Raw genomic sequence first — 16,039 nt, forward strand, 5'->3', positions numbered from 1 at the left:
TTATTTAGGAGGATTTTTTAATGAGCTTAGAGATAAAAAATTTAACAGGTGGTTATGGCCATATACCTGTACTTAAAGATATAAATTTAACAGTTGAATCAGGAGAAATTGTTGGATTAATCGGCTTAAATGGAGCCGGAAAAAGTACAACAATTAAGCACATTATTGGTTTATTAACTGAGCAAAAGGGAGAAATCCGTGTAGATGGTAAAACCTTAAAAGAATCGCCAGAAGATTACCGTAAAACAATTGGTTATATTCCAGAAACTCCTATTTTATATGATGAATTAACCTTAAGAGAGCATATTGAAGTAACTGCTATGGCTTATGATATTCCAATGGAGGAAGCTTTTAAACGTGCTGACAACTTACTAAAAACATTTAGATTAGAAAATAAATTAGACTGGTTCCCAACTCATTTTTCAAAAGGGATGAAACAAAAAGTTATGGTTCTGTGTGCCTTTTTAACACAACCTAGTTTGTTTATTATTGATGAACCCTTTTTAGGACTAGATCCTTTAGCAATTAATTCTTTACTTGAGTTAATGGAAGAGATGAAAAATCAAGGAGCAGGAATATTAATGTCCACGCATATTTTAGCAACTGCTGAAAAATACTGTGATCGTTTTATTGTACTTCATGAAGGAAGTGTCAGAGCGGAAGGAACGATTGAAGAGTTAAGAACTGAATTTAACTTGCCAGAGTCTTCTTTAGATGATATTTATTTATCACTTACAAAAGAAGTAGGTGAGCTGTAATGCAAGAGTTTTACCATATAAGGCAATTGATTCAACGAAAAAATATGATGAAATATTTAAAATATGTTTTAAATGACCATTTTCTTTTAGTGATGCTAATTTCTTTAGGTGGCTTTGGTTTGTACTATTCAGAATTTGTTAAAACAATTGATGAGAGTTTTTATCTAGGAACACTATTTGGCATTCTTGGTTGCTCATTGACTATCTTTTTTGGTAAGTTAGCTACTTTAATTAAGGAAGCTGATAGTATTTTTTTACTACCTAAGGAAAGAGCCATGGCAGATTATTTGAAAATCAGTTTAAGACATTCAATTGTCTTACCTTTTATTGTTATTGGATTAGTAACAGGTGTGTTAATGCCGATTCTAGTCGCAACAACTACTCTAGATTTTGCCCATTTTTTACCAATTGTTTTAAATCTCTGGGGCTTAAAATTAGCTGACTTATTTATTCAGTTAGAAAGTCTATATTTAAATACTGAGAAAAAAGTACGTTTACATACTGGTTTGTTAGTTATTATTAGTTTACTGACTATGAGTATTAATGTATTAGTTATGCCGTGGTACGGGTTAGGTTTAACAGCTGTTTTCTTACTATTTATTTACAAAACAACTCAAAGTTCTTTAGCTAATAATCCTTTGAATTGGGACAAGGCGATTCAAACTGAACGCAAACGAATGAAGAAAATTTATTCTTTCATCAATTTATTTACAGATGTGCCAGGTTTATCAGCTGAGGTTAAAAGAAGAAAGTATTTTGATGGGCTTTTAAACAAAATCAAAAAAGAACAAGGTCAGACATATACTTACCTATATAGTAGAGTCTTTCTAAGAGGAACTGAATACAGTGGTTTAGTTTTTAGATTAACCATTATTGGGAGTTTAGTGTTAGTTTTTAGTGATCAACTAATATTAAGTGTGATTGTCAGCTTATTATTTATTTATTTAATTGGCTTTCAGCTACTACCGATTTATAATGAATTTGACTACATGTTAATGACGCAGCTTTATCCTGTTAATAAATCTCAAAAGACTGATGCGGTACAAAAACTGATTTTAATTGTCCTATTAGTTGTAGCGGCAATTTTTAGTATTGTTTTAGTGATTCGTTTAGAAAATAAATTACAGGCTTTAATGATTAGTGTCGCTTTATTTGCAGAGAGTACAGCTTTTGTTTACCTTTATGCAAATAACAGACTAAAAAAATTAGAGAAATCACTGATTTAAAAAGAAAGTCTATTAAGAATATGTTATACTATTCTTCGACTTCATTTTGCAAGAATGAGCTTAAGGTAACCTTAGATTAAGTGGATGGGGAGAGAATAAACATGTTTAATTTTGATAAAAACTGGAATCTCCAACCAATCAAGGGAGATACTGGTAAGGCTTATAAAGGAATGAAAGACAGTGAGAGAGTCTTTATTAAAAGGAATTCAACACCATTTTTAGCAGCTCTTTCAAGAGAGGGGATTACACCTAAATTACTTTGGACAAAACGTACAGGAGACGGAGATATACTAACAGCTCAAGAGTGGCTAGACAGCCGTCAACTAACACCAAAAGAAATGGGTGAAAATGCTGATGTCATTAGAATATTACAGCATTTACATCAATCTAAATCATTAAAATCTATGTTAGAGCGAATGGATGGAAAAGAAAGTTCAGCTTTTGATTTTTTAAGTGATTATGCACTGAATCTACCAAATGATTTGAAAAATAATTTATATTTAATGGGAGTCTTCCGTTATTTAGAAGATCATCTACCTTCATTTCATCCGGTTTATTATGCAGCTTGTCATGGTGATACGATTCATAATAATTGGTTATTATCAACTAATAATGAGGTCTATTTAGTAGACTGGGATTACTCTGTTTTAGCAGATCCTGCTCTTGATATTGGCTTGATTTTAGGTCAGTATGTTGACCGAAACTACTGGGATATGTGGTTAGAGATGTATGATCCAAAAAATGTAGATAACCTAAGTGAAAGAGTTTATTGGTATGCAGGAATGAATCTTCTACTTCAAATTAAACGCAGCTACTTAAGAAATGATCAAAAACAGGCTAACTTTCATATTGCCCAATTAAAAAACATTTATAAATATTAGAATTAACAATGGAGAGAAAAACATGAGATTACGTAACAAACCAGGAGCAAAAGAAACTATTTTACAGCATCCAAATTACATTTTAACTGACGGTAGTGACTGGAAAGGTAAATGGCAAGAACGCTTTCTAAAAGCACAACCTCTTCATATCGAAGTTGGTAGTGGCAAGGGTCAGTTTATTGTTGAAATGGCAAAAGCACATCCAGAAATCAACTACATTGGCATTGAGATGCAAACAAACGCTATTATTTCTATTTTAGAAAAACAATTAGAAGAACAACTACCAAACTTACAATTATTGTTAGTTGATGGAGCTGATTTAACTGATTATTTTTCAGATGGAGAAGTGGATCAAGTTTATTTAAACTTCTCAGATCCTTGGCCAAAGACACGTCATGAAAAACGTCGCTTAACTTATAAAACATTTTTAAGAACCTATGAAACAATCGCTAAACCAAAAGCCGAACTACATTTTAAGACAGACAACCAAAAGCTATTTGAATATTCGTTAGCAAGTGTGACTTGGTATGGCATGACTTTAAAAAAAGTTTGGCTAGATTTACATGCTAGTGATTTTGAAGGTAATATTATGACTGAATACGAAGAGAAATTCTCAAGTAAAGGGCAACCAATTTATAGATTAGAAGCCATTTTTAATGGGAAAGAAGCTGAATAATGTCAGCTTCTTTTTTTATTTGTAACTTCGTACTTGTGGTGCTTCAAATGAATCAATAAATTCTTTGATTTCAGTTAATGAATCTGAAAAAAGAAACTTATCACGGTCTTCTTTAGTCAAAAAACCAGTAGTAACCATTTGGTCAAAAAAATCAGCTAGTAAGCTATAAAAGCCATCTACATTATAAAAAATACAAGGGTTTTGATGTTCGCCAACTCGTCCCCACGAAATAACTTCAGAAATTTCTTCAAGAGTTCCTGGACCACCAGGTAAGGCAATATAAGCATCAGCTAAATCAATCATCTTTCGTTTTCTTTCATGCATATCATTGACAAGAATTAATTCATCTAGTTTGTTATGCGCTAGCTCACGCTGTTCTAAAAAATGTGGCATAACGCCAATGGAAGAACCTTGACCCTCTATAATTGTATCTGCAATAATGCCCATTAAACCAACAGCACCTCCGCCATAGACTAACCCGAAATGATTAGCTAGCATCCAGTTACCTAATTCAATTGTTTTCTCTTTATAAATTTCAGAGGTGCCTAAGCTCGCACCACAATATATAGCGATTTTTTTCATTTTTCTCCTCCTCAGACTCAATATATGATACCATAGTGAAAATAGTAAAAGGAGAAAAATTTTATGGATTTATCAAATTATCAAGAATGGGTACGTTATTTTTACAAAAAAAGAGGCTGGTATGATTTAAATCCTTTTATTCGAGTTAACTTTTTATCTGAGGAAACTGGGGAAGTAGCAAGAGCTGTTAGAGGAATTGAAATTGGCAGAGATAGACCTGATGAAAAAGAAAAGTCGGAAATTGAATTAATGGCAGACTTAAAGGAAGAACTAGGAGATGCGTTAGATAACATTTTTATTCTAGCTGATAAGTATGATATTGATTTAGAAGATATTTTAGTTAGTCATCAAGCTAAATTAATCGAACGCTTTGAAAAATAAGTTTATTTTTCTTTAAGTTATTCTTTAAAAAAAGCAAAACATTTCATCACAAAAAATTCACAACTTGAGACTATTATATAGACATACCAACAAAACAACCCTAACAAACTTTTTCATTTATTTACTCCTCCAAAGTAAATAAAACAACTCCTTTTTAGAGGTCTATCTATATGAGATAGGCCTCTTTTTTTGAAGTAAATAAAAAACTTGCTTTTACCTTGAAGGGTAAAAACAAGTTTTAGTTTTTATTGTAAACGATAAACATCTAAAATAGTTCCAGTGTATGCATCTGCAATAAATTCGTATTGAACTAATTCTCCGTCTTCAATACGAGAAATACCACCAGTGTAAGTTTTAGAGTGGACTGCAAATTTTTGAAGAGGTTCTTTTTTGAAATGAATCCAAGAGCCTTCAATGGGTCCTTCAAGTAAAAAGTCAGCTTTTACTTTCTCTAAAATATCATCTGCTGATAAAGTTTTATTTTTTTTATAGAAATAAGTAAGAGCGGCACCACCAATTGCTCCAACAGCAAGACCAATACCTATCCCAGTTGATAATCCATGTTGATAAAACTCTTTGTTTTTATTAGCTTTCATGTATGTAATCCTCCTTAAAAGAATACTTGCTTTTATTGTAGCATAAATTTAAGAAAAGTCAGAAAAAAATCTAATTTTTATGAGTTTTGGCAAAGAAGTTTTTTTGCTTAAGTGTAATTATGTTATAATTAAGTGAAGATAGAAAGCGAGGTGGATCTACTAATTTTAGTAGATAGTTATGGATGAAAAATTATTTAATCGTATTAAACGATTAACAGAAATTCAAAGTGTTAGTGGATTTGAAGAAAATATGCGTGAAGTTATGACAAAGGAAATGACTCCTTTAGTAGATAAAATAGAATACGATGGTTTAGGCGGCGTTTTTGGTATTAAGAAAAGTAAAAAAGAAAATGCTCCAAGAATTATGTTAGCTTCTCACATGGATGAAGTTGGCTTTATGCTTTCTCAAATTCTAGATAGTGGTTTATTCAGAGTTGTACCATTAGGTGGATGGAATCCATACGTGGTTTCAGCACAACGCTTTACGTTACAAACTAAAAAAGGAAACTATCCAGTTATTTCGTCATCAGTACCACCACATTTATTACGTGGAACTAATGGTCAAAAGCAAATTGATGTTTCTGATATTTTATTTGATGCAGGATTTACATCAAAAGGAGAAGCCGAAGAATTTGGTGTGAGACCGGGAGATGCGATTGTTCCTGAGTCAGAAACAATTCAAACAGCTAATGGCAAACGTATTATTAGTAAAGCGTGGGATAACCGTTATGGTTGTACCCTTGTATTGGATGTTTTAGAAGAATTAAAAGATACTGACTTACCAAATACATTAATTGCTGGTGCGAACGTTCAAGAAGAAGTTGGTTTACGTGGAGCAAAAGTTTCGACAACTAAATTTAAGCCAGATTTATTCTTTGCTGTTGACTGTTCACCAGCAGATGATTTAGAAGGCAAAAAAGATGCTAATGGTCGTTTAGATGGAGGGTTCTTATTAAGAATCTTTGACCCTGGTATGATTATGTTACGCCGTATGCGTGAGTATATTGTGGAAACAGCTGATGTTAAAGAAATTCCGTACCAAACTTTTGTTTCAAAAGGTGGAACAGATGCAGGTGCTGCACACTTAGCAAACGACGGAGTACCAAGTGCAGTTATTGGTGTTCCAGGTCGTTATATTCATACACATCAAACCATGTTTAGTGTAAAAGATTACGAAGCAGCAAAAGCTATGGTAATTGCTTTGTTAACATCACTAGATAGAGAAAAAGTAGATGGAATTATCTACGGAAAGTAGGAAGATAATGATTATTCCAAAATCTTTAGAAGAAATTGCTCACTATATTGAAACAGAAAAAACAATTTTATTTTTTACAGCAGATTGGTGTGGCGATTGTGTCTTTATCAAACCCCATTTACCTGAAATTGTAGCAGAGTTTCCAGATTTTAAATTCTTGCAAATTGATAGAGATGAGTATATTGATCTTTGTCAGCAGTGGGATGTATTTGGCATTCCAAGTTTTATAGCTGTAAATGACGGTAAAGAAATTGGCAGATTTGTAAGCAAAGACCGTAAAACAAAAGAGGAAATAACTAATTTTTTAAAAACATTATAGAAAGAGGATGAGCGTATGATGGAATCACAAGAATACACTTCCATATTAGTTGGAACAGATGGTAGCGACCAAGCAAAATTAGCATTTGAAAAAGCAATAGCTGTAGCAAAAAGAAACAATGCACGTGTAGTTGTTGCTCACATTATGGAAAATAAACTTTATGGTGGAACAATGTCATTTTCTACTTTTACGCCAGATCTACTTCAAGCACAAACAGATCAAGCAAAAATTTTACTAGATGATTATGTGAAACTAGCAAAAGATTTAGGATATGATCATGTAGAAACTGTATTAGAGTTTGGTTCTCCAAAAGTCATGATGTCAAAAGATTTACCAGAGAAGTATAAAACAGACTTAATCATGGTAGGACAATCAGGTCTAAATGCAGTAGAACGCCTAGTTATGGGGAGTGTAAGTGATCATATTATTCGTACAGCTCCGTGTGATGTTTTAATTATTAGACCAGAATAAAACACGAGAGAGTAAGTACTTTTTGTGCTTACTTTCTTTGTGTCATGAGAAGGGGAACAAAGAAATGATCGTAAGTTATAATTTAAATGGTGTAGGTGACACATTGCTACTTGTTTTAGCAGATAGTAAAGGACAAGAAGTTGAAGTAATTAGAAAAGGTGATGTTTCTTGTGTGAGTGTTAAAGAAACAAAAGAAATAGTTGCTTGGAATATTTTTCAAGCTTCACATAAAATCACTAATCTAAATGGAGAAGGTCAAATTAATTTATCTCCTTCTCAATTAACAGAGTTGAATTTAGCTGTAAAAGAAGCAGGATTTGATACAGTATTTACATTAGATAACTCACCTAAATTTGTAGTTGGACTTGTAACTGAATGTAAAAAGCATGAGGACTCAGATCATTTAAGTGTGACTAAAATTTTAGTGGATAATGATGAAGAATTACAAATTGTGTGCGGCGCTTCAAATATTCGCGAAGGACTAAAAGTTGTTGTGGCTAAAGTCGGTGCTATGATGCCAGATGGAATGATTATTTGGCCAGGTGAATTAAGAGGTGTTAAGAGTGACGGAATGGTTTGTTCAGCTCGTGAATTAAACTTGCCAAATGCTCCAGAAGTTAAAGGGATTTTAGAATTACCAGATACTTATGAAGTAGGGTCAACTTTTAATCTCTCATTAAGTGTTAATGAATAAATTAAAAAATATTGTAGTTTAATGAACTTTCTTGTAGAATGTCATTAACGACGAAAATACTAGGGGGGAACAAAGATGAGCTTTACAGATGAAACAGTTAGATTTAATTTTAACGAAGACAATAAAAAAGAAGTCAGCGAAACATTAGCGATTGTTTACCGCGCTTTAGAAGAAAAAGGTTACAATCCAATTAACCAAATCGTTGGTTATTTATTATCAGGTGACCCAGCGTATATTCCACGTTATCAAGATGCACGTAATTTAATTAGACGTCATGAACGTGACGAAATCATGGAAGAATTAGTAAAAGACTATCTTTCTCACCGTGGAATTAACACATTATGAGAAAAATGGGTTTAGATGTTGGATCAAAAACAGTGGGTGTTGCTGTAAGTGATCCACTTGGTTGGACTGCCCAAGGAATTGAAATTATCAGAATAGATGAAGCAGAAGGTGTTTTTGGGATTGAACGCGTGGCAGAGTTAGTGAAAGAATATCAAGTAACTGAATTTGTTGTGGGATTACCTAAAAATATGAATAATTCAATTGGACCAAGAGCTGAAGCGTCAATGGCTTATGGAAAACTTTTAGAAGACGAATTTGGGTTACCTGTTAACTACCAAGATGAACGCTTGACAACTGTTCAAGCTGAAAGAATGTTAGTCGAGCAGGCAAATACATCACGAGCTAAAAGAAAAAAAGTAATTGATAAAGTTGCTGCAGTCATGATACTTCAAAATTATTTAGATAAAAAAATGTAAAATAACCTTGTCGAAAGACAAGGTTATTTTTTTGTTATTAGAAGGTTAATTTGAACAAATTTTGTTTCTTATTGACAGTTATGTTGACTTTCAATAATATTAGGTTTTTCTTATTAATTGTTTAGGTTAACCTAAAAAGGAGAGAGATAATGAAAAAAGTATATTTTTATTCGGGAGTTTGTTGTTAGTTGTTTCAGCTAACACAGCGATTGTTCACGGGGAAGAAGAAATTCTATCAGGAGAGGTAACAACAATTCTTGAAACAAGTAATCAAGTAGATAGTGATATTTTTAAAGATGAAAGTAATCTTTTATATAAAATTGTAGGTGAGGGCGAAGTTCAAGTTGGTGACGGAGAAAAACCAATCCCTAATTTAGGAACAAATATCACTATACCAGATGTTGTTAATCATAATGGAGTGGCTTATCAAGTAACAGTTATTGCGCCATTTGCTTTTACAACTTATGAAGATGAAGCGGGAAATATTTCAGAAGATGGTTCTAATGTAGAGCATTTTGCCAAATACGATTAGAGAAATTAGAGACAAGGCTTTTTATAGTGCTATTTACTTAAGAACAGCAACGTTTCCTAATGGTAGTCAGTTAAGAATGATTGGGGATAACGCCTTTTCATTTTCTGGACTAACAAAATTTGATTTACCAGATACAGTTGAAACAATAGGAGTTAATGGTTTCAATTACAATAATTCTTTAGCTGAATTAAATATATCGCCTAACTCTGAACTACAATCAATTGGAGAAGGAGCTTTAAAAACGAATCCAAAACTAAAAAGAATTTATTTTCCTTCGAAATTATCATCAGTTGGTAGTGCACCATTTTCAGGCACAATAGGTCTAAGAGAAATTGAAGTAAGTGAAGCTAATCCTTATCTAGCATCATCTAATGGTGTGTTATTTGATAAAGGATTAAATACCTTAATTAGCTATCCAGCAGATAAAGATGGCAGTCAGTATCAATTGCCAGAGCCTGTTTCAAGTATTAGTGATTATGCTTTTGAATATAATGTTAATTTAAGAGATTTAAAAACAAATAACAATCTGAAAGAAATAAATGATTTTGCTTTTAAAAATATGTTGAGATTAGAAAAAATTGAATTAAAGGAAGGATTAGAAAGACTAGGAAGATTAGCATTTTTTGGAACAAATGATTTGCCAGAATTAATTATTCCAAATAGTGTGTCTAGTTACGGAAAAAATCCATTTTATGAATTAGATGGGATGAGAAAAATAGTATTTGGTAAGAATACAAATTATATTTTTCAAGGATTTTTAGGCGGTTCATTTACTAACCTAGAAGAAATTCAATTTAATAGTGAAAAATTACAAATTGAATCTGGAGCCTTCAGTTTCTTTTCAAGTACTAATCAAGAAAAATTACTATTTACAGTAGTAAGTGAAGAGGCAAAAGAAGAATTAATGACAAAACTTGGAATTAATGAAAATAATATTCGAATTATTGATTTAGTAGACCCAGTAGACCCGAAAACACCAGTAAATCCAGTAGATAAAGATTCAAAAGTAGATCAAAATAATTCTAATAAGAATAATCAAGGAAATAACTCTGACGTTAAAATAATAAATAGCCATTCAGGTAAAACAAATCAAGAGCTATTACCTAAAACTAATGAGAAAAAATCAATAATTTCATTAGTGCTTGGTCTAGGTATGTTAGGTGTTATACCAGTGATAATGAAAAGAAAAATATAATAATTCACAAAGTTGAGAGTGGGTTACCCTCTTGACTAAAAATATTTCGTTTATTTAAAAGGTATATTTTGAACTGAGTCAATAGTCATTATATAATACAAATAAAAAGAGAAATATAGCTTTTCAAAATAACGAAGTAGTTAGTCTGCAAACCTGTATTGATGACTATACAAACTTAATTTTTTTTGCGATAGCTAAATAAGAAAGAGTTGGCTTATTTAGCCAACTCTTTTTGTTATTCTTCTTCAGCTTCAAAAGCGTTGAATACTTCTTCAATCATATCCCACTCAGCTTCAGTTTCGATTTCAGTTAATCGTCCTTCAGCTTCGCCGTCTTTTTGCTCGTAAGCGTAAGCTAATAATTCAACTTCTTCGCCTTCTGGAGAGCTTGCATCATAAAGTAATACGTAATCTTTACCATATTCTTCTTGCCCATCAATTGTTAAATGAATACGGAATAGGACTTCATTTCCTTCATCATCAATTAAAGTAATTAAATCATCTGCATCGTGGTCATGAATGTGATCATGATCGTGGTTATGTGTATCTGACATTTTACATTCCTCATTTCTTTTTGTTTCACTTCACACAACATTATACAGAAAATATCATAAAAAGGCTATTAATCACCCTAGTAAACTTGAAAAAGAATTTGATTAACGAAAAGCTATTTTTTTAGCTTTTTCTGTATTGGCAAAATGTAGTTTAGCATAATTCTCAAGTAAGGATAAGCCGCCTTTTTTTAATATTTTAGCAGCTGCTTGGTCAGATTTAGTACCTGCACCTGAAGGAACAGTAAAACCAAGCTCTTTACTAGCTTTATCTAATTCATCTAAGAAAGTTGCACGGCAAATAATAGAGGCAGCTGCAACAGATAGATGATATTGTTCCCCTTTTGTTTTAAAATATAGATTTTCTGTCACAGGATTAGGCTCACGGGTTAAGTAAGAGCGATAACTTTTTTCTGTTGTAAATTGATCGATTAGAATTCCTTGAGGTTTTACAGGTTTTAATTCTTCTAATAATAAATGAATAGCTTGATTATGTAAGGCGACTTTCATACGGTTAACATTATAGTTAGGTTGAATTTCATTGTATTTTTTAGGTGTGACAATCAATTGTTTGTAAGGAACAACATGAACTAAATCTTTAGCTATCTTTCTAATCATTGGATCAGTTAACATCTTAGAATCTTTAACACCTAATTCTTTTAGAAGAGGCATATTTTCCTTAGTAACATAAGTTGCGCAGACTACAACGGGACCTAAGTAGCTACCGTTTCCAACTTCATCACTTCCAAGGACTGCCCAGTTTTGAAAGTCTTTAGGTAAATCAGCTTCTTTTTTTTGTGTTGAAGATTGCTTTTTAGGAGTAGGATTTTCCTTGCCCCATTTAGCAGATTCATTTTCTGCTTGAACACCTTGAAACAAAACTTTCCCTGAATTATAGGCAGTCACAGTAACTCCCGGTAATTTAGAAGAAAAAACAGCATAAGGTGGTGTTTTTATTTGGTAAGTTTCATAAGTGTTTTTCATTTTTTGGATAGTAGGTTTATCACATAATAAGGTAATCGACTGGCTCATAACATAACCTCTCTTTTGTTTATAATCTAAGTAATTATAGCAATAAAGTTAAAAATAAGGAAACAGAAGAAAAAGTTAAGTAGATTTTAAAGTAGAAAATTGTTATTTAGTGAAAAGTCTTATATAATTAACATTAAGATTTATCTGGGAAATGATTACTTAAAAGTAGCGAGGAGGGGACATCGTGATTCAAGATGAGATGAAACGATATAAAGCAAAAATTGCTGGTGAAACTTATACAATTATCGGTCCTGAAAGTCACTATCACATGGACATCGTTAATGACTTAGCAAATGAGCAGATTGAATTAATAGAAAAACAATCACCAAGCTTATCTCGTGAGCAAGCGGCTATTCTACTTGCCATTAATACCTTATCAGTTCAAGTGAAACAGCAAGAAATTATTCTAGACCAAAGAAAAGAAATTGAAGAGTTAAAAGAAGAGCTAAAACGTGTGGAAGAATTAGAAGAACGATTAGACCGGATTGAAGCTCGCGAAAAAGAAGCTAGGCAAGCAATCATTAAAGAAAAGAGACAAATGACTGAGGAAGAAACCCTGAATCAAATAGAAGTTCAAAAGGTGTTAAATCAGCAAGTCAAAGAAAAAATACAAAAAAACAATGGACAAAAAAGAAAATAAGTAAAAAATAATCAATTGAGTAAGGTTTGAAACGATGCTAACTATTTTAATTATAATATGTTTAGGGACAAGTTTTTATGCAGGATATAGAAGAGGATTAATGCTTCAAATCGTCTATGGTGTAGGTTATGTACTATCTTTTGTGGTAGCTCAAAAAAAATACCGAGCACTAGGAGAAAAATTAGAATTATTAATACCTTATCCAGCACCTACAGAAAAAACAACATTAGTCCTATTTGATAAAAATTTAATATTTGATCTTGATAAAGCCTTTTATGCAGGAGTAGCTTTCATGATAATTCTATTTATCGGTTGGTTAATAACAAGATTTGTAGGAATCTTTTGCTATAAATTAACCTTTATGCCAGTTATTAAACAAGGAAATGATTTAGCTGGTGGAATCGTTAATGCTTTATTTACCTTAGTAGGATTAACTTTAGTTTTAACACTACTAGCTATGTTACCAGTTGATTTTATCCAAAACTTATTTAAGAAAAGTAGTTTAGCGAGATTCTTAGTTGATTCAACACCAATTGTTTCAGGTTTAATTAAGGATTGGTGGATTACGAAAATTATCTTATAAAGGGTGGTCAAGCATCTTAACTATGATCAACATAAACAAAAAGTTTAGTTGCTTTTAGTTAAAGATCTTTACCCTCTTTTTTTGTAAAGTGAAAATAAAGGAGTACATAATGAATAAAAAAATCCTTCAAACATTAGAGTTTGATAAAGTAAAACAAGAATTAGCGCAACACATAGTCACAAAACTTGGAGAAGAGCATTTAACTCAGTTAGTTCCAATAAACGATTTTGATTTAATTGAAAGTCATTTAGTTGAGACAGAAGACGCTTTTAAAGTACTACGTTTACGCGGCGGGATCCCTATTCCCGTTTTAGAAAATGTAAAACCCCATATGAAACGAATTGAAATCGGAGCTGTTTTAAATGGCTTAGAATTAGCTCAAGTAGGGCGTGTCTTAAGTACAGTAACTGAATTACAACGTTTTTTTGATGACTTAAGAGAAAATGACATTGAATTAGAGAGACTTTATGAGTGGTCAGATAAAATGATTGCCTTACCTGATGTGGCTAAAAGCATTCGAATTTCAATTGAAGAAGATGGGAGAGTAACAGATGAAGCCTCTTCTGAATTAAAGGGAATTAGACAAGCGATTAGGCGTTCAGAACAAGGTGTAAAAGACCAGTTGGACGGAATTTTACGAGGAAGCAGTAGTAAATATTTAAGTGATAGCATTGTTACGATGAGAAATGAACGCTATGTTATTCCTGTTAAAAGTGAATATCGTAGTCAATTTGGTGGTGTGGTACATGACCAAAGTGCTTCAGGTCAAACAGTGTTTGTTGAGCCAAGACAGGTTGTTGAATTAAATAATAAATTAAGACAACATCAAATTGCAGAGCGTAAAGAAATTGAGCGTATTTTAGCTGTTCTTTCAAATGAATTAGCCCCCTTTAGACAAGATATTTTGCAAAATGCTTATGTCTTAGGGAAACTTGACTTTATTAATGCTAAAGCTGCTTATGGTAAAAGTATTAAAGGGATTGTGCCTAAATTAAGTGCAGATAAATATGTTTCTTTAAAACAAGCTAGACATCCTTTAATTGACGGTGAAAAAGTAGTTGCTAATGATATTGTTATTGGTGAGAGTTACCAAGCAATTGTTATTACAGGGCCGAATACAGGTGGTAAAACAATTACATTGAAAACGTTAGGTCTACTACAATTAATGGGACAATCAGGTTTACCAATTCCAGCAGGTGAAGAGAGTGTGATTGGTGTCTTCAATGAAGTTTATGCAGACATTGGAGATGAGCAGTCAATTGAGCAAAATTTGAGTACTTTCTCTTCTCATATGACTAACATTGTGGATATATTAAAACATTTAGACAGCGAAAGTTTAGTTTTATTTGATGAATTAGGAGCAGGAACAGACCCTCAGGAAGGTGCTGCCTTAGCTATTTCAATATTAGACCAAGTGGGACAAGTTGGGGCCTATGTTATGGCAACCACTCACTACCCAGAATTAAAAGTTTATGGCTATAATCGCCCGGGAACAATTAATGCAAGTATGGAATTTGACGTGGATACACTTAGTCCTACGTACCGTTTACTAATCGGGATACCAGGTAGAAGTAATGCTTTTGAAATCTCAAAACGTTTAGGCTTATCCACTCAAATTATTGAGCAAGCAAAACAGATTATTGATGGTGAGAGTCAAGATTTAAACGAGATGATTTCTGATTTAGAAAATCAACGGAAAATGACTGAAACTGAATACTTAGAAGTTAGACGTCATGTGGATGAGTCAGAAGAATTACATCGCGACTTAAAGACCGCTTATGAATTGTTCTTTACAGAAAGAGAAAAAGAACTAAATAAAGCAAAAGTAAAAGCTAATGAGATTATTGCTGAAGCAGAAGAAAAAGCTGAAAGTTTGATTCAAGACATTAGACAAATGCAAATAAGAAGTCAGTCAGAAAATAAAATCAAAGAACATGAATTTATTGACGTAAAATCTCAATTATCAGATTTAAAACATGAAGAAACTCACTTGGCTAAAAATAAAGTATTGAAAAAAGCCAAAGAAAAGAAAAACTTTAAACCAGGAGACGACGTATTAGTGGAATCATTTGGTCAACGAGGAACGCTGATTAGTAAGACAGGAAACAAAGAATGGCAAGTGCAACTAGGGATATTAAAAATGGCCGTTTCTGAAGATGGTATGACTTTATTACCACCTGAAAAAGAACCGACAAGACGAGTGACAGGTGTTAAAAGTGATGGCGGTGGAAGTCGAAGCTCTGTTAAAACACAACTAGATTTACGTGGTAAGAGATTTGAAGAAGCAGTATCAGAAGTCGATCAATATATTGACTCAGCTCTGTTGGCGGGTTACCCTCAAGTAACAATTGTTCATGGTAGAGGGACAGGTGCTTTGAAAAAAGGTGTTCAAGATTATTTAAAACGTCACCCACGTGTTAAAAAATATGAATATGCTCCAGCAAATCAAGGTGGAGACGGGGCTACTATTGTTAGCTTTTAAGAATCAAGCAAATGATTAGTGTTAAAGTACCCCCTTTGGTATAATTTAAATATAATAAGTATTAAGGAGAGTGTCGAATATGTTATTAGATTTAACAGATAAAAATTTTGCAGAAGAAATTAGCGAAGGTTTAGTTATGGTAGACTTCTGGGCTCCATGGTGTGGACCTTGCCGTATGCAAACACCAATCTTAGAACAAATGTCAGAAGATTATGTTGATCAAGTTAAATTTACAAAAATTAACGTTGACGAAAACCCAGCAACAAGCCAACAATTTGGTATTATGAGTATTCCAAATATGTTACTTTTCAAAGATGGAAAAGTTGTTGAAAATATTGTTGGGGTTCACCAAAAAGCTCAATTACAACCAATTATTGCTAAACATTTATAAAAGTTTAAAGCATTCAGTAGATAGTAACTACTGA

The 16,039-nt window shown here is 32.5% G+C and carries 21 protein-coding genes; 17 read left to right on the forward strand and 4 right to left on the reverse strand.

The features are described 5' to 3' along the window. The first annotated feature begins 20 nt into the window (after positions 1-20). The 4 genes from DFR54_RS03005 to trmB all read left to right on the forward strand — a co-directional run bounded on the left by DFR54_RS03005 (position 21) and on the right by trmB (position 3,541). The gene (locus DFR54_RS03005) at positions 21-758 is read left to right on the forward strand and encodes an ABC transporter ATP-binding protein (protein WP_114288862.1); all 738 of its coding nucleotides are present in this window, start codon (positions 21-23) and stop codon (positions 756-758) included. Beyond that, entirely contained in the window at positions 758-1,984 is a 1,227-nt protein-coding gene (locus DFR54_RS03010) for an ABC transporter permease (RefSeq protein ID WP_114288863.1), read from the forward strand. The genes DFR54_RS03005 and DFR54_RS03010 overlap by 1 nt, the downstream gene beginning before the upstream one ends. Positions 1,985-2,085: 101 nt before the next feature. Next, positions 2,086-2,865: a phosphotransferase family protein gene (locus tag DFR54_RS03015; protein ID WP_114288864.1), complete on the forward strand. Its 780-nt coding sequence runs from the start codon at positions 2,086-2,088 to the stop codon at positions 2,863-2,865. Between the two features lie 22 nt (positions 2,866-2,887). After that, positions 2,888-3,541, forward strand: coding sequence for a tRNA (guanosine(46)-N7)-methyltransferase TrmB (gene trmB, locus DFR54_RS03020; RefSeq protein WP_086342030.1), 654 nt, complete (start codon positions 2,888-2,890; stop codon positions 3,539-3,541). Between the two features lie 15 nt (positions 3,542-3,556). On the opposite strand, the gene DFR54_RS03025 is transcribed toward trmB, so the two are convergent. Beyond that, a complete protein-coding gene (locus DFR54_RS03025) occupies positions 3,557-4,123 on the reverse strand; it encodes an LOG family protein (RefSeq protein ID WP_114288865.1) in 567 nt (188 codons plus the stop codon). 63 nt (positions 4,124-4,186) lie between these two features. Here DFR54_RS03025 and DFR54_RS03030 point away from each other — a divergent pair, with 63 nt between their 5' ends. Then, positions 4,187-4,504, forward strand: a complete 318-nt coding sequence (locus tag DFR54_RS03030; RefSeq protein ID WP_114288866.1) for a MazG nucleotide pyrophosphohydrolase domain-containing protein — start codon at positions 4,187-4,189, stop codon at positions 4,502-4,504. Positions 4,505-4,749: 245 nt separating this feature from the next. Here the strand turns inward: DFR54_RS03030 and DFR54_RS03035 are convergent, their stop codons facing one another. Next, positions 4,750-5,100, reverse strand: coding sequence for a PepSY domain-containing protein (locus tag DFR54_RS03035; protein ID WP_086342033.1), 351 nt, complete (start codon positions 5,098-5,100; stop codon positions 4,750-4,752). A gap of 178 nt (positions 5,101-5,278) precedes the next feature. Between DFR54_RS03035 and pepA the strand changes: the two genes are divergently transcribed. The 8 genes from pepA (at position 5,279) to DFR54_RS03075 (ending at position 10,327) form a co-directional block, all read left to right on the forward strand. After that, on the forward strand, positions 5,279-6,355 hold the full coding sequence (pepA, locus tag DFR54_RS03040) for a glutamyl aminopeptidase (RefSeq protein ID WP_114288867.1): 1,077 nt from the start codon (positions 5,279-5,281) through the stop codon (positions 6,353-6,355). A gap of 7 nt (positions 6,356-6,362) precedes the next feature. Further along, entirely contained in the window at positions 6,363-6,674 is a 312-nt protein-coding gene (locus tag DFR54_RS03045) for a thioredoxin family protein (protein WP_114288868.1), read from the forward strand. Positions 6,675-6,692: 18 nt separating this feature from the next. Further along, positions 6,693-7,145: a universal stress protein gene (locus tag DFR54_RS03050; RefSeq protein WP_114288963.1), complete on the forward strand. Its 453-nt coding sequence runs from the start codon at positions 6,693-6,695 to the stop codon at positions 7,143-7,145. Between the two features lie 64 nt (positions 7,146-7,209). Next, complete coding sequence (gene ytpR, locus DFR54_RS03055) at positions 7,210-7,839, forward strand: YtpR family tRNA-binding protein (protein WP_114288869.1); 630 nt, start codon at positions 7,210-7,212, stop codon at positions 7,837-7,839. Between the two features lie 75 nt (positions 7,840-7,914). Next, positions 7,915-8,184 (forward strand): IreB family regulatory phosphoprotein, encoded by a 270-nt coding sequence (locus tag DFR54_RS03060; RefSeq protein ID WP_114288870.1) that lies wholly within the window; start codon positions 7,915-7,917, stop codon positions 8,182-8,184. Continuing rightward, positions 8,181-8,600 (forward strand): Holliday junction resolvase RuvX, encoded by a 420-nt coding sequence (gene ruvX / locus DFR54_RS03065; RefSeq protein ID WP_086342038.1) that lies wholly within the window; start codon positions 8,181-8,183, stop codon positions 8,598-8,600. The genes DFR54_RS03060 and ruvX overlap by 4 nt, the downstream gene beginning before the upstream one ends. A gap of 181 nt (positions 8,601-8,781) precedes the next feature. After that, positions 8,782-9,132 carry a hypothetical protein gene (locus DFR54_RS03070; RefSeq protein ID WP_114288871.1) on the forward strand — a complete coding sequence of 117 codons (351 nt, stop codon included), beginning with the start codon at positions 8,782-8,784 and terminating at the stop codon, positions 9,130-9,132. Next, entirely contained in the window at positions 9,116-10,327 is a 1,212-nt protein-coding gene (locus DFR54_RS03075; RefSeq protein WP_114288872.1) for a leucine-rich repeat domain-containing protein, read from the forward strand. The genes DFR54_RS03070 and DFR54_RS03075 overlap by 17 nt, the downstream gene beginning before the upstream one ends. 235 nt (positions 10,328-10,562) lie before the next feature. Here DFR54_RS03075 and DFR54_RS03080 read toward each other — a convergent pair whose 3' ends face one another. Further along, entirely contained in the window at positions 10,563-10,880 is a 318-nt protein-coding gene (locus DFR54_RS03080) for a DUF1292 domain-containing protein (protein WP_086342041.1), read from the reverse strand. Positions 10,881-10,982: 102 nt separating this feature from the next. Then, the gene (gene rnhC, locus DFR54_RS03085; RefSeq protein ID WP_114288873.1) at positions 10,983-11,909 is read right to left on the reverse strand and encodes a ribonuclease HIII; all 927 of its coding nucleotides are present in this window, start codon (positions 11,907-11,909) and stop codon (positions 10,983-10,985) included. A 184-nt stretch (positions 11,910-12,093) separates the two neighbouring features. Between rnhC and DFR54_RS03090 the strand changes: the two genes are divergently transcribed. From DFR54_RS03090 to trxA, 4 genes are all read left to right on the forward strand, one after another. Next, positions 12,094-12,549 (forward strand): cell division protein ZapA, encoded by a 456-nt coding sequence (locus tag DFR54_RS03090; protein WP_086342043.1) that lies wholly within the window; start codon positions 12,094-12,096, stop codon positions 12,547-12,549. A gap of 34 nt (positions 12,550-12,583) precedes the next feature. Continuing rightward, positions 12,584-13,132 carry a CvpA family protein gene (locus tag DFR54_RS03095; RefSeq protein ID WP_114288874.1) on the forward strand — a complete coding sequence of 183 codons (549 nt, stop codon included), beginning with the start codon at positions 12,584-12,586 and terminating at the stop codon, positions 13,130-13,132. 109 nt (positions 13,133-13,241) lie between these two features. Beyond that, entirely contained in the window at positions 13,242-15,614 is a 2,373-nt protein-coding gene (locus DFR54_RS03100) for an endonuclease MutS2 (protein ID WP_114288875.1), read from the forward strand. Positions 15,615-15,693: 79 nt separating this feature from the next. After that, positions 15,694-16,005, forward strand: coding sequence for a thioredoxin (gene trxA / locus DFR54_RS03105; protein WP_086342046.1), 312 nt, complete (start codon positions 15,694-15,696; stop codon positions 16,003-16,005). Positions 16,006-16,039 lie beyond the last annotated feature (34 nt).

The organism is Vagococcus fluvialis (genome assembly GCF_003337315.1).
GTDB lineage: Bacteria > Bacillota > Bacilli > Lactobacillales > Vagococcaceae > Vagococcus > Vagococcus fluvialis.